At 76.5% G+C, this 13849-nt stretch carries 10 protein-coding genes and 1 pseudogene; 5 read left to right on the forward strand and 6 right to left on the reverse strand.

Annotated features, from left to right (window positions below):
- The first annotated feature begins 175 nt into the window (after window positions 1-175).
- The gene (locus tag JOE68_RS25680; protein ID WP_204844852.1) at window positions 176-853 is read left to right on the forward strand and encodes a DJ-1/PfpI family protein; all 678 of its coding nucleotides are present in this window, start codon (window positions 176-178) and stop codon (window positions 851-853) included.
- A gap of 580 nt (window positions 854-1433) precedes the next feature.
- On the opposite strand, the gene JOE68_RS25685 is transcribed toward JOE68_RS25680, so the two are convergent.
- Together JOE68_RS25685 and JOE68_RS25690 are read right to left on the reverse strand one after the other, a co-directional pair.
- On the reverse strand, window positions 1434-2189 hold the full coding sequence (locus tag JOE68_RS25685; protein WP_204844853.1) for a class I SAM-dependent methyltransferase: 756 nt from the start codon (window positions 2187-2189) through the stop codon (window positions 1434-1436).
- 171 nt (window positions 2190-2360) lie between these two features.
- Complete coding sequence (locus JOE68_RS25690; protein ID WP_204844854.1) at window positions 2361-5120, reverse strand: AfsR/SARP family transcriptional regulator; 2760 nt, start codon at window positions 5118-5120, stop codon at window positions 2361-2363.
- 212 nt (window positions 5121-5332) lie between these two features.
- On the opposite strand from JOE68_RS25690, the gene JOE68_RS25695 reads away from it, so the two are divergent.
- Window positions 5333-5554 (forward strand): hypothetical protein, encoded by a 222-nt coding sequence (locus tag JOE68_RS25695; protein WP_204844855.1) that lies wholly within the window; start codon window positions 5333-5335, stop codon window positions 5552-5554.
- A gap of 151 nt (window positions 5555-5705) precedes the next feature.
- Here the strand turns inward: JOE68_RS25695 and JOE68_RS32475 are convergent.
- Window positions 5706-6056: pseudogene (locus JOE68_RS32475) on the reverse strand (transglycosylase SLT domain-containing protein); the annotation flags it as partial.
- A 905-nt stretch (window positions 6057-6961) separates the two neighbouring features.
- On the opposite strand from JOE68_RS32475, the gene JOE68_RS25705 reads away from it, so the two are divergent.
- Both JOE68_RS25705 and JOE68_RS25710 read left to right on the forward strand, forming a co-directional pair.
- The gene (locus JOE68_RS25705; RefSeq protein ID WP_204844857.1) at window positions 6962-8554 is read left to right on the forward strand and encodes a TlrC/CarA/OleB/SrmB family ABC-F type ribosomal protection protein; all 1593 of its coding nucleotides are present in this window, start codon (window positions 6962-6964) and stop codon (window positions 8552-8554) included.
- A gap of 458 nt (window positions 8555-9012) precedes the next feature.
- Entirely contained in the window at window positions 9013-9273 is a 261-nt protein-coding gene (locus JOE68_RS25710; RefSeq protein ID WP_204844858.1) for a hypothetical protein, read from the forward strand.
- Window positions 9274-9352: 79 nt separating this feature from the next.
- Here the strand turns inward: JOE68_RS25710 and JOE68_RS25715 are convergent, their stop codons facing one another.
- Window positions 9353-9913: a DUF4232 domain-containing protein gene (locus JOE68_RS25715; RefSeq protein WP_204844859.1), complete on the reverse strand. Its 561-nt coding sequence runs from the start codon at window positions 9911-9913 to the stop codon at window positions 9353-9355.
- A gap of 7 nt (window positions 9914-9920) precedes the next feature.
- Window positions 9921-11393, reverse strand: coding sequence for a flavin-containing monooxygenase (locus JOE68_RS25720; RefSeq protein WP_204844860.1), 1473 nt, complete (start codon window positions 11391-11393; stop codon window positions 9921-9923).
- A 185-nt stretch (window positions 11394-11578) separates the two neighbouring features.
- On the opposite strand from JOE68_RS25720, the gene JOE68_RS25725 reads away from it, so the two are divergent.
- Window positions 11579-12769 carry an NAD(P)/FAD-dependent oxidoreductase gene (locus tag JOE68_RS25725; RefSeq protein WP_204844861.1) on the forward strand — a complete coding sequence of 397 codons (1191 nt, stop codon included), beginning with the start codon at window positions 11579-11581 and terminating at the stop codon, window positions 12767-12769.
- Between the two features lie 90 nt (window positions 12770-12859).
- On the opposite strand, the gene JOE68_RS25730 is transcribed toward JOE68_RS25725, so the two are convergent.
- On the reverse strand, window positions 12860-13828 hold the full coding sequence (locus JOE68_RS25730; RefSeq protein WP_204844862.1) for a lysyl oxidase family protein: 969 nt from the start codon (window positions 13826-13828) through the stop codon (window positions 12860-12862).
- Between the last annotated feature and the right edge of the window lie 21 nt (window positions 13829-13849).

Consider the following 13849-nt stretch of genomic DNA (forward strand, 5'->3'; position numbering starts at 1 on the left):
GACCGGCCCGGCGTGAGCACGTCTCGCGGTCGGGTGGGGGGAAGGGGAAGCACCCGACGTGCCAGTGGTCGGACGGGCGGGGCGGTCGGTTCCCGCCGGGCGCCGGCTTCGGCCGGTCGGGAACTCCGCGGCCGGGTGGTCCGACCACTCCGTCACCGGCTAGGGGAGGAGTTCGATGGAACGTCGCACTTTCATCCGCGCATCGGCGTTGTCCGCGGGTGGCCTGGTGGCCACGCCGGTCGTCGCGACGGCGGCGAGCCCGCTGCGCGTGCAGGTACTGATGTTCGACGGAGTGGAGGAGCAGGACCTGATCGCCCCGGTGGAGGTGTTCGGGCTGGCCGAGCAGATGGGCGGGGCCGTGCGGTCCACCCTGGTCACCACCGGCCGCCCCGGCACGGTCACCTGCGCCTACGGCACGCGGATGGAGGTGCCCCGGGGCTGGTCGCCGCGGGACGCGGACGTGCTGGTGGTGCCCGGCGGCGGCTACACCGACCGGAACGGGCCGGGCGTGCACCGGCTGATCTCCGACCAGGGCTTCCTCCGCCGCCTGGCGGGCTCCCCCGCGCTGCCGGTGGGGATCTGCACCGGCGTCATGGTGCTGTCGGCGGCCGGCCTGACCCGCGGCCGCCCCGCCACCACGCACGCCGGGGCCAAGGCGGACCTCGCGGCGCAGGGCGCGACGGTCGTGCACGCGCGGGTCGTGGACGACGACACCCTCGTGACCGGCGGCGGTGTCACGGCCGGGCTGGAGGTGTCGCTGTGGCTGGTGGAGCGCTTCCTGGGCGCGAAGTTCACCAACCGGGTGGAGACGGTGCTGGAGTACGAGCGGCGCGGGACCGTCTGGCGCGCCTGAACTCGCCGCGGACGCACTCCCGTCGGGCAGTGCTGTTCCCCGGGACGCCCCCGCGTCAGGCTCCGTTCACTTCGGACGGGTGCACTCCGGACCGGAGGCGCTCGCGCTCCCGCGCACTCAGGACCGCACGCGCTTCGGGTTGCCGCAACCCCTTGCGCCACCGGGTGAACCGGTGGCGCGGAGCGCCGGCGTGACGGGGCACGGGGGCCGCGCGGCTCCGGTCCGGGGCGGCGCCGAATCCACCGGCGCCTGGCAGGGCAACGCCGTTCCCGGGCAGCGGGGGTCGAGGGGCGCCGCTCCTCGACCCCCGGCTCGGCCACGCGCCCCCCGATGAGCCGCAGCCGCTCCGGGCAGCCGGTCGAGCCGGACCGCGGGCGCGTCGGCGCCCGTCCTCGGACCCCGGTCTTCCTCGTGCGCCGGCGGGTTCCGGCGCCGGGAGGCGGATCGCGGCGGTGCCTTGCCCCGCCACACTCCCGGTGGCGACCGTCGCCGCCGTCCCGGCCCGGGGAGTCCGAACAGGACTCGGCGGGCGCAGCGCCGAGCGCGGGAACGCCTGTCCCGCAGGAACGTCAGGGTGCGGTCAGCCGGCCCGCAGGACGAAGAACAGGAAGCCCAGGAAGCTGGTGCCCGCGAACTCGCGGAACACCTCGGGGAACAGGTCGGGGGCGGCGGGCGCGGGCGGCGGCTCGCTGATGGCGTCGATGCGGAAACCGGCCGCGGTGAAGGCGTCGGTCATCGCGTGCAGCGGGCGGTCCCAGAAGCTCATCCGGGCGGTCCGCCCGCCCATGGTCCACTCCTCGACCCGGTTGCGGGTCCGGAAGTAGTCGGGCTTCTCCCCGGCCGAGCGCTGCATCAGGGTGATGACGAAGGGGTGCTCGACCGAGACGATGAGCCGCCCGCCGGGCGTCAGCACGCGCCGCAGCTCGGCCAGCGTCGGCGCCCAGTCCTCCAGGTAGTGCAGCACCAGGGAGGCGATGACGTCGTCGAACGCGCCGTCGGGGAAGGGCAGCGGGTCGGCCAGGTCGGCGACCCGCAGGTCCGCGTCGGCGCCCAGCCGCCGCCGGGCCAGCTCCAGCATGCCGGCGCTCGCGTCGACGCCGGTCACGACCGCGCCCCGGGCGCGCAGCTCGGCGAACAGGGGCCCCGAGCCGCAGCCGGCGTCGAGGATCCGCCGGCCGGCCACGTCCCCGGCGAGTTCCAGCATCGCGGGCCGCTCGTAGTACGCGTTCATGAGGCTGGTCTCGTTCTCGGCCGCGTACCCCTCGGCGATGCTGTCGTAGTCGTTCACCCGAGTCGGATCAGCGGGAAGCGCAAGACCTTCTGGAGTCGGCGTCATGCCGACAGGACGTCCGTGCGGTGAAGAGGTTGCGCCCCTGCGCCCGCGGCGCGCCCGGATCCCGGGCCGGTTCGTCCGCCACGGACGTCGTGATCGTCGGGCGCGCCGGCGGGGTGCGGTGGTGGCTGCGGCCCGGGACCGATGACCGGGAACGGGTGTCGGGACGGCCTTTCAGGTCGGCGCGTCCAGGCGGGCCCGCACGCGGTCGGCGTCGGTGTGGCGGTCGTGGGCGCGGAACAGGTTCGCCGCCCGCAGCCAGGCCGCTCGCGCCTCGTCGGCGCGGCCGGCCGCCTGGTGCGAGTCGCCCAGCTTCTCCAGCGCCTCGGCGGCCTGCAGCGCGCTGCCCAGGTCCAGCAGCAGCGCGACCGCCGCCCCGTAGTGGTCGGCCGCCGCCGCGAAGTCGCCGGTCTGGTGGGCGATGTAGGCGAGGCTGTCCAGCGTCGTCGCCTCGCCGTAGCGGTGCCGGTGCCTGCGGTGCAGGGCGAGGGCCGCCGCGCAGTGCTCGCGCGCGAGGTCGTGCTCGCCCAGGCGGGCCGCGTACCAGCCGACGCCGTTGAGCGCGTCCGCCTCCCCGGCCGGGTCGTCCAGCGCGCGGTAGATGCCCAGGGCGTGCCGGGCGTGGGCCAGGGCCCGGCCGCCGTCGCCCCGCTGGTCCCACGCCCAGGACAGGGTCCGGTGCACCTGGCCCTGGTTGAGCAGGTCGCCGGACCCCTCGGCCAGCGCCAGCGCGCGGTGCAGGTGCTCGACGGCCTCCTCGTGCCGCCCGACCTCCACCAGGGCGTCGCCCAGCAGGCGGTGCACGCGGGTCCGGACGACCGGGTCGCCCAGGTGGTCGGCGGCGGCCATCGCCGCGCGCCACGCGGCCAGGTTGTCCTGGCTGTGGCCGCGGCGCAGGTGGAACGTGGTCAGCGTCCACGCCAGCTGCCACACCGCCCGGTGGCGGCCCAGCCCGGCGGCGGCGCGCTGCGCGGCCAGCACGCACCGGTGCTCGGCGTCGAACCACGCCAGCGCCGCCGCGTAGTCCGGCAGCGGGTGCGGCGGTGCGCTCGGCGGGTCGAGGTCGATCGGCGTGGCGTGCGGGTTGAGCAGGCGGCGGGCGGCGAACGCGGTGTGCAGGTGGAAGTCCACGACGCGGTGCAGGGCGGCGGCGCGCTCCCCGGGCGGGAGCGGCGCGTCCGCGGCGAACCGGCGGATCAGGTCGTGCATCCGGTAGCGCCCGCGCGCGTCCCGCACGAGCAGCGACGCCTGCTCCAGGGCGCGCAGGACGGCGCGGGCGCGGTCCGGCGGCAGCCCGGTGAGCGCGGCGGCGGCGGGCAGCCCGGTGTCCGGGCCGGGCGCGCCGCCGAGCAGGCCGAACACCCGCGCCTGCTCCGCCGTGAGCGCCCGGTGGGACCACGACAGCACGGCGGGCAGGCTCGCCGCCGGGTCGTCGTCGTCCAGCGCGCCCAGGCCGAGGTCGCGCAGCTCGGCGGCGAGGGTGGCCAGGGGCAGCGCCGGGTGGCTGTGCGCGCGGGCGGCGACGATGCCCAGCGCCAGCGGGAACCCGCCGGTCAGCGCGACGAGGTCGGCCGCGGCGGCGGCCTCGGCGGCCACCCGGTCCGCGCCGAGCCGGGCGGTGAGCAGGGCGTGCGCCTCGGCGTCGGGCAGCACGTCCAGGAACAGGTGGCGCGCGCCGTGCGCGGCGGTCAGGCCGGGCAGCCGGTTGCGGCTGGTGACCAGGACGGCGCAGGACGCCCCGCCCGGCAGCAGCGGCGCGACCTGGGCGGTGTCGGCGGCGTTGTCGACCACCAGCAGCACCCGCTTGTCCGCCACCAGGCTGCGGAACAGCGCGGCCTGCGCGTGCGGGTCGACCGGGACGCGCGCCGGGTCGACGCCCAGCGCGGCCAGGAACCCGCGCACCGCCAGGGCCGGCGGCATCGGCGCGCCCTCGGGGCCGAACCCGCGCAGGTCCACGAACAGCTGGCCGTCGGGGAAGCGGCCGGCGTGGCGGTGCGCCCAGCGCAGCGCCAGCCACGTCTTGCCGACCCCGCCCGCGCCCGCGATCACGGTCGTGCCGGTGGCGCCCGGCTGCTCCAGCTCGTCCTCGCGGCCGACGAAGGCCGGCGGCATGGCGGGCAGCTGCCTCGGCACCGGGTGGGCGGGCGGCGCGGGGGCGGTGGCCGGCGGCGACGGGGCAGCGGCCGCCCGGTGCTCGCCGCCGTCACCGGCCCGGCCGAGCAGGGCCGGGTCGGCGCGCAGGACCCGCTGGTGCAGCCGCTGCAGCTCCGGGCCGGGCTCGGCGCCCAGGTCCCGCGCCAGCCGCGCGCGGAGGTCGCGGTACCGCGCCAGCGCCTCGCCCGCCCGCCCCGCCCGGTACAGGGCGAGCTGGTGGTGCGCGGCCACGCGCTCGTCCAGCGGGTGCTCGGCGGCGCGGGCGGCCAGCTCGGCCACCAGCCGGTCGCCCTGGCCCAGCCGCAGCCGGACCTCGGTGTGCTCGCACTCCGCGTCCAGCCGCTCCAGGTCCAGCCGGTCGCCCTCGGCGGCGGCCCAGTCGCCCGTCAGCCCGGTCAGCGCCGCGCCCCGCCACAGGGCCACCGCGCGGGCCAGCAGCGGTTCGGCCGTCCGGTCGTCGGCGGCTCGCGCGCGGGCGCGCAGCGAGCGGAACAGGTGCAGGTCCACCGCGGATCCGTCGGCGACGAGGACATATCCGCCGGAGCGGAGCACAATGTCCACTTGGGCGCGGCGCAGCCGGGAGACGTAGCTCGACAGCGTCGCCCGCGCCCGCCGGGGCGGGTCGTCGCCCCACACGCGCCGGACCAGCCGGTCGACCGGGACGACGCGGCCGACGTCCACCGCCAGCGCGGCCAGCACGCACCGCTGCCGCGCCGCGCCGAGGTCGACCAGACGGCCGCCGACCTGCGCCCGGACCTCGCCGAGCAGCCCGAACTCCACCTCCGCGACCTCCCGGAAACCGCCCCTGACCTGCGGGTTGCAGAACCCTGCAAGCTAACCGCAGGACCGGGCGCACACACTGGCACACGAGGCGGTCTTGCGACCAGGGGGGCCAGGGGGGAGGGCCGCCTCCCTTAACTGCCGAACGCCACGCCCGGGGCGCGCCGCCCCGGGCGCCCCGCCGGTCTCCCGCCAACCTTCCGGGAGGACTCGTGACAACGGGTCGTCTGCTGCCGGGCGTCTTCGCCGAGCAGCGCCACCTGGTCTCCGCGAACGAACCCGCACGCCACTCCGCCCACGTCGGCGACCGCTACCGCGCGGTGTGCCGGGCGCTGTGCCTGCCCATCCCCGACCGGGGTTGCTACACCTGGCGGGAGTGGCCGATCTGCCCGCACTGCGCACGCCACCTGCCGCGGCCCGCCGCGGTCGCGTGAGGTCCGCGCGGCGGTCCGGCCGCGGGGACGGGCCGCCGCGCGGCACGCGCGCGTCGAGGGCGGGACGAGGCCGGGCGGGGCCGCGGGCGAGGGGCCGCGCACCCCGTGGGGGGCACGGCCGCGCCGAGCCGGCGCGGCGGACCGGGGCGGGTCAGTAGCCCCGGTAGCCCGTGCCGTTGGTCATGGACACCAGGCCGGGGTGGCCGCCGAAGCCGCCGTAGCGGGCGTAGGTGTAGCGGACGCCGGCGATGATGTTGGCCACCGGGTTGTAGATGTCGTCGTGCCCGGCCAGCTTGTAAGCCTGGAACGTCGGGTCGATGCACTGCATGAGGCCCTTGGAGGGGGTGCCGCGCGCGGCGTTGGAGTCCCAGTTGTTCACGGCGTTCGGGTTGCCGTTGGACTCCTTCTCGATGATCGTGTAGATCTCGTCGACGCTGTCCTCGGTGATCGGCGTGCCGTTGGCCGCGAGGATGGCGATGGCTTCCCGGATCCAGCCCTCGACCTGCCGCTGGTGCGGCGACTTGCGGGCCTCCTCGGCGTCCTTCGCGTCCTTGGCGGCCTTCTCGGCGGCGGCCTGCTGGCGCGCCGAGTAGCCGTTCTGCGCGACGCCGCTGGCCTGGTTGAACGCCTGGAGCGCGGTCAGCTGCTCCTGCCGGATGATGCGGGCGGTCTCCGAGCCGAGGTCGATGGCGTGCACGGTGTCGACCTTGCCGGTGCGGACGTGCTCGTCGGGCACGCCGCCGAAGTCCGCGCCGCCTGCCATGGGGTTGACCGAGCCGCTGGTCACGGCGTGGGCCGCGGCGCCCGCGCCGGTCACGATGCCGACGGCGACGGCGACGGCGGACAGCCGCTTGGGCAGCGTCCGATCGGGTTCGGCGCGGTGCGCGCCGACGTGGCCGGGGGCTTGCGCGCTGACCGTGAAGACGATCGGCTGCTGCCCACGGGTCTTCCTGTGGCGAGCCAAGGGTGGGGCCTCCTGCGTCGGGGAAGCTCGACCACCGCGAACCTGGCGGGGGATCCAGGTCCGGGCCTCGTCCGGGGGATGACGTGCCCGTGTCCTTCTAGTGATCGAACCGTAATCAGCGGCCGGAAACGTAACCGCTGGTGACGGGCAGGGGCAAGGAATCACCTATTAGTGGTGAGCTTACTCACGTTTGTTGACAGGAGCGCTACTCACGGTGCATAGCCCGTCGGCGGGGCCCCGCGGGGCCGCCCGCCGGTGATCGCGTTCACGCGCCCGCCCCCTTGTCGATCACCGGCGCCCGACGCACAATGGTTGGCAACATGGGCACCTTGTACTTCCTGTGATCGGACGCGCGTCCGCGTGGAGCACGGCTCCGCGGCGCGCCCCTCGCCACTTCGCACCCGATCAACTCGACCCGCGCCGGTCGAGGACAGGAGCCTGCCTTGCGCACCGCGCAACTCACCCTTCAAGACGTCACCAAGCGCTACGCCGACCGCCTCGTCCTGGACCGGGTCTCGCTGACCGTCAAGCCCGGCGAGAAGGTCGGCGTCATCGGCGACAACGGCTCGGGCAAGTCGACCCTGCTCGCGCTGCTCGCCGGCCGGCTGGCCCCCGACAACGGCGAGGTGACCGCGGTCGCCCCCGGCGGCGTCGGCTACCTGCCGCAGACCCCGGACCTCCCGCCGCACGCCACGGTGGGGGACGCGATCGACCTCGCCCTGGCCGACCTGCGCCACCTCGAAGCGCGCCTCAGGGCGGCCGAGGCCGACCTGACCGACCCGGCCGGCTACGCGGACCTGGTCGAGCGGTTCGAGGCGCGCGGCGGCTACGAGGCCGACACCCGGGTGGACATCGCCCTGCACGGCCTGGGCCTGCCGGGCCTGGACCGGGCCCGGCCGCTGGGCGCGCTGTCCGGCGGCGAGCGGTCCCGGCTCGCGCTGGCGGCGACCCTGGCGTCCGAGCCGGAGCTGCTGCTGCTGGACGAGCCGACCAACGACCTGGACGACGAGGCCGTCGCCTGGCTCGAACGGCGCCTGTCCCGGCACCGGGGCACGGTCGTGGCGATCACCCACGACCGGGTGTTCCTGGACCGCGTCACCTCGACGATCCTGGAGGTCGAGGAGGGCGGCGTGACCCGCTTCGGCGACGGCTACGGCGGCTACCTCGCCGCCAAGGCCGCCGCCCGCGCGCGCCGCCTGCGCGAGCACGAGGAGTGGAAGCGGGAGCTGGCCCGCCACCGGAGGCTGGCCGAGTCGGCGGCCGGTCGCCTGGGCGCGATCCCGCGCAAGCTGCCGCTGGCGGTGTTCGCGGCCGGCCCGTTCCGGGCGCGGGGCCGCGGCCACGGCGCGATGAGCCGCGTCCGCAACGCCAAGGAGCGCGTCGCCCGGCTGGTCGGGGACCCGGTCGCGCCGCCGCCCGACCCGGTGCGCTTCACCGCCCGGGTCACCGCGCCCGCGGACCGCGGGTGGGTGGCCGAGGTGGCGGGCGCGCGGGTGGGCGACCGGCTGCACGTGCCGCACCTGGCGATCCGGCCCGGTGAGCGGGTCCTGGTCACCGGCCCGAACGGCGCGGGCAAGACCACGCTCGTGCGCCTGCTGGCGGGTGAGGTCGAGCCCGACGAGGGCCGGGTGGCCGTCCCGGCGCGGGTGGGGCACCTGCGGCAGGACGAGGCGCCCCGGGACCTGGGGCTGACCCTGCTGGAGTCGTTCGCGCGGGGGCGGGGCCACCCCGCCGACCACGCGGACGAGCTGCTGGCCCTCGGCCTGTTCGCGCCCCGCGACCTCGGGCTGCGGCTGGGCGAGCTGTCCTACGGGCAGCGGCGGCGGGCGGAGCTGGCCCGCCTGCTGGTCGACCCGGTGGACCTGCTGCTGCTCGACGAGCCGACCAACCACCTGTCGCCGGCGCTGGTCGAGGACCTGGAGCACGCGCTGGCCGACTACCGGGGCGCGCTGGTCGTCGTCACCCACGACCGCCGCACCCGGTCCCGGTTCGAGGGGAGGCGCGTGCGGCTCGCCGACGGCGCGGTGGCCGCGTAGCCGGCCGCGCGCGCTCCCCGGCGGTGGGGCACCCGACGCCGGTCGTGCGGGTGCCCCGCCGCGATGGCGGAGCGCACGACGGGACCGGACCGCCGCACCGCGCGCGAAGAGATCAATGTCACAGGTGGTGTCCGGAGCGGTACGGATGGTGTTTCCCGGTGCGCCGCGGTCGTGGGGCGGCCGGGCTCCGGCGGCCCGGTCCGCCGAGCGGGGTGGTGGCCGCCGACCGCCCCGCCGGTCGCAGCACCGCACGTCGGGCCGTGACGCGGTGTGCGAACCGGTCCGTTCGGGTGAGGCTCCCCGCGGGGAACGATCGCCGGATCGCGCGAACCCGCCGGCCGTGCGGCGGCGTGCCCGTAACCCGGCGTACCGCTCGGGGGGCGAGAATTATGCTGTTCGGGGCTCCCGGGTGACGGACCCGGGGAACCGGACACGGCGGACGACGGACAGGCGGGCTGATGGCGGGGCAGTACGGTCGATCTTCGGGGCAGCGCCGGCCGGCTTTCGGGCGGGTCGACCCGTTCTGCCTGTTCGCCGTGCTGCCGATGCTGGTGCTGGCGGGCCTCATGTTCTGGGGCGGCCTGCCGGTGGTGGGCGTGGGCGTGATCGTGGTCGCCGCGCTGCTGGTGGTGTTCGACTCGTGGAGCAACCGGCCGCTGAAGGACGTCGAGCCCGAGTACGACGACGAGGACGACTACGAGCCGCGAGGCCGCCGCTGACCGGACGCGGCGCCGGCCACCGCGCGACCGGCCGACCGGCCGCGCCGCCCGATCCCCCGGGACCGCGCGGCGCCCGGGGTCAGGGCGTGGTCCAGGCCCGCACGCCGACCACGCCGGTGCTGCCCAGGTCGATCGTGGTGGGCGTGGCGGTCCCGCCCGCCCCGGCCGGCTCCGGCCGGAACGTCAGCCTGGGCCGCCCGGCCACCGGGGCCACGGCGATCCGCGTCCCGACCTGCGGCGGCTCGGTCGTGTCGTCGTAGGTGTTGCGCCACACCAGGCCGCTGGTGGCCGTGTCGCCGGGCTGGAGGGTCACCTCCTGCGGCGGCTCCTCGAACCAGTCCACCCGCGAGATGCCCGTCGAGCCCTGCTGGACCTCGACGTCGAGCACCTGCCCGTCCTCGTCCAGCAGCTCCAGGTCGGGGTAGCCGCTGACCGGGTACGGCGTGGCGCCGCAGTTGCGCATCCGCAGCTTCAGCACCCGCAGCCCCATCGCGGCCTCCCCGCCCTCCGCCGCGATGTCCACCCCGCCGGCCGGGCACGGCGGCCCGCTCGGGGTGGGCGCCGGGGGCGGCACGGGGGGCGCGCCGCCGCACGCCGCCACGGCCAGCAGGAGCGCGAGGGGGACGAGTCGGCCGATCACCGGACGACTATGTCACAGCCCGGTCGGCGGACGACCGCGCGCGCACGCCGACCAGCTGGTCGCCCAGGTCGCCGCGCAGCGTCTGCAGCAGGTCCACCACGTAGTTCTGCCGCACCCGCCACGGGTCGCGGTCGCCCTGGCGCGGGAACGCGTCGATCGAGCGCCGGACGTACCCGGAAGCCAGGTCCAGCAGCGGCCGGCGCGGGAGCGCCCGGTCCGGCCGGGGCGCCACGGAGCCCAGGCCCGCGCGGTCGAGGTGGGCCAGCACCCGGCACACCAGCCGGGACGTGAGGTCGGCGCGCAGCGTCCAGGACGCGTTGGTGTAGCCGACGCACATCGCGAGGTTCGGCAGCCCGGTGATCATCGCCCCGCGCCACACCCACTGCTCGGACAGCTCGACGGCCGCGCCGTCCACGCTGGGCCGGATGCCGCCCAGCGCCAGCATCCGCAGCCCGGTCGCCGTGACCACGACGTCGGCCGCCAGCACCCGCCCGGACCGCAGCCGCACGCCCTCGGGCACGAACGAGTCCACGTGGTCGGTCACCACCGACGCCGTGCCCGCCCTGATCGCCTCGAACAGGTCGGCGTCCGGGACCGCGCACAGCCGCTGGTCCCACGGGTCGTAGGTCGGGGTGAAGTGCTCCCGCACCGCCTGCTCGTCCCGCAGCGCCTTGACCGCCAGGCCGGTGAGCAGCCGGCGCGCCGCGCCCGGGAACCGCCGGCAGAACTGGAAGAAGGCGGTGGAGAACGCGATGTTCTTGGCCCGCACCACCCGGTGCGCCACGCCGGCGGGCAGCAGCGCGCGCAGGCGGTCGGCCAGGGCGTCCCGACCGGGCACCGGGCTGATCCAGGTGGGGGAGCGCTGGAGCATGGTCACGTGCGCGGCGGTCCGGGCCATCGTCGGCACGAGGGTGACGGCGGTCGCGCCGCTGCCGATGACGACGACCCGCTTGCCCGCGTGGTCGAGGTCCGGCGGCCAGAACTGCGGGTGCACGACCCGGCCGGTGAACGACCCGATGCCGGGGAACTCCGGCTCGTGGCCGCGCTCGTAGTCGTAGTAGCCCGTGCAGGAGTAGAGGAAGCCGCAGGTCACCGCGTCGCCGTCGGCCAGGGTCAGCGTCCAGCGCTGGTCGCGGGTCGACCAGTCGGCCGCGAGCACCCTGCTGCGGAACCGGATGCGCCGGTCGATGCCGTGCTCGGCGGCGGTGCGCCGCACGTAGTCCAGGATCGCCGGCCCGTCCGCGATGGACCGTGCCTCCCGCCACGGCCGGAACGGGTAGCCGAGGGTGAACATGTCGGAGTCGGACCGGACGCCGGGGTAGCGGAACAGGTCCCACGTCCCGCCGATCGCGTCGCGGGCCTCCAGGATCGCCCAGGACTTGCCGGGGTGCTCGGCGCCCAGGCGGTACGCCGCGCCGATGCCGGAGAGCCCGGCGCCCACGATCACGACGTCGAAGTGGGCCGGTTCGCTGCTGACCATGGCTCCAGTGTGCTGACCCGGCCGACCCGGGTCCACGCCGCACCGGCCCGGGCCGTGCCGACCCCGGCGCGCGGACCGCGGCTGCGGGCGCGTCGCCGGTCCGGGCGCGCCTCGCCGGTCCGGGCAGCGCCCGTCCGCGGCGGCCCCGTCCTGCGAACCGGCCGCAGCGCGGTTAGCGTCGTCGCGTGCACGTGGCGATCGTCGGGGCGGGACTGGCCGGGCTCAGCGCGGCGCGGGCGCTGCGGGCGTCCGCCGCGGACGTGACGGTGCTGGAGGCGGGCGACGACGTGGGTGGCCGCGTGCGCACCGACGTGGTGGACGGCGTGCGGCTGGACCGGGGGTTCCAGCTCCTGCTGCCTGCCTACCCCGAGCTGGCCCGGGTGGACCTGGCCGCGCTGGAGCTGCGGCCGTTCCGGCGCGGCGCGTTCGTCCACGACGGCGGCCGGCACGACCTGCTCGCCGACCCCCGCTGCGGGCCGGCCGCCTGGCAGGGCGCGCTGGCGCAGCACGTGCTGGGGTGGCGCGACCTGGCCGCGCTGGTGGCGTTCACCCTGCGCGACCTCGTCCGGCGCGAGGTCCCCGGCGCGCCGGACCGGACGACCCGCGACGAGCTGCGGCGGTGGCTGTCGGACGACGCGGTCGCCCGCGTGCTGCGGCCGTTCCTGCAGGGCGTGTTCCTGGAACGCGACCTCGTCACCTCCGCCCGCTTCTTCCGCCTGGTGTGGCGCTGCTTCGCGCTGGGCGGCGCGGCCCTCCCGGCGGCCGGCATGGGCGCGCTGCCCCGCCAGCTCGCGCAGGGCCTGCCGGTGCGGCTGGGCGCGAAGGTGGTGGCGGTGCACGACGACGGCGTCGCGCTGTCCGACGGCTCGCGGGTCGACGCCGACGCCGTGGTGGTCGCCACCGACGGCACCACGGCCGCCCGGCTGCTCCCGGAGTGCCCGGAGCCGACCTGGAACGGCGTCACCACCTGGTACTTCCGCCCGCCGGAGTCCCCGCTGCGCGACCCGGCGCTGCTCGTGGACGCCGACGGCGGCCCGATCGCCAACACCGCGGTCGTCTCCGAGGTCGCGCCGAGCTACTCGCCGCACGCGCCGCTGGTGCAGGCTTCCGTGCTCGACGACGTCCCGGAGCAGGACGTGCGGACCGCGCTGGCCGCGCTGTACGGGGTGGACACCCGGTCCTGGGAAACCCTGGCCTGCTACGCGATCCCCCGGGCCCTGCCCGCGATGCCCGCCCCGCACCGCTTCCGCCGGCCGGTGCGCGCGGGTGGCCGCCGCTACGTCTGCGGCGACCACCGCGACACCGCCTCCATCCAGGGCGCCCTGGTCTCCGGCCGGCGGGCCGCGCGCGCGGTGCTGGCCGACCTCGGCCGCTGACCCGGAGGACCGGCGCCCGCAACGGCTCCACCGCCGCTCGACCGCGCACCCCCTTGCCGCGCACCCCCTCGCCGCGCGGCGCGCCCGCGCCTAGGAATCGGCGCAGCGCTCGCTGTCCGGGCAGCTGCGCAGCAGCTTGACCCTCGGGGGCTCGGTGATGACCTCGGGCCGGTCGCCGCCGCCCGGCCACCGCACGGAGATCGCGATGGAGGAGGCGTTGTTGTCGTAGCGCTTCTCCACGAAGCTCCGGTCGGCGTTGACCAGGTTCACCACGTCGTAGACGCCCGACGGCACGTCGGTCAGGTCGAGCCACTGGTAGTCGACCCGGTAGTCGTAGTCGTCGCCGTAGCCCACCGAGATGCCCTCGACCACGTCCAGCGCCCGCGGCTCGTGGTGGCGGCACCTGTGCTGCTGGAGGAACAGCGTGAGCCTGCCCTCCGGCGCCAGCGCGCTGTCCGGGAGGGGCTCGCCCTTGGGCGACGTGGTCCGCGGGCGGTGCTGGAGGCTGCGCGAGTCCCTGGTCTCGTAGCGGTCGCCGAGGCAGAAGCCGGTCTTGCGGTCGGTCACCAGGGTGCGGCCGTCGGGGCTGCGGAGCTGGAAGTGCTCGAAGTCCAGCAGGTGCCAGTGGGTGTGCGCAGGCGCCGGCTCGTAGTACACCTTCGCCGGGATCGGGTGCTGCGCCGAGTCGTAGGAGTCCGGGATGGAGCGGTCCTGCGCGGACTGGAAGGCTTGGCGCGCGGTCATCGTCGGCTGGTCCACCGAGTCGCGCTTCGCGTAGATGAGCAGCGGTCCGTCGCCGACGTTGTCCGCCGACGTCGTGAACCTCAGCCGCACCGCCCCCACCGGTCCGGACGCCACGCAGTCGCCGTTGGGCGCCGCGGCGTCGGCCACCATGCACACGTCCCAGTGCGTGCACAACCTCGGGTTCCGGTCAGTGCCGCCGGGGCAGCCGACCGGCGCCTGTCTCAAGTCCGGCAGCAGCGGGCCCTCGCCGGGCGGCGCGCCCAGCGCGCCCGCGGTCATCGCGGCGACGGCGGCGGCCTGGAATTTCCTGATCACGCGGGCACCGTAGTGGGAGCA

Origin of the sequence: Saccharothrix algeriensis (genome assembly GCF_016907655.1) — a bacterium.
Lineage (GTDB): Bacteria > Actinomycetota > Actinomycetes > Mycobacteriales > Pseudonocardiaceae > Actinosynnema > Actinosynnema algeriense.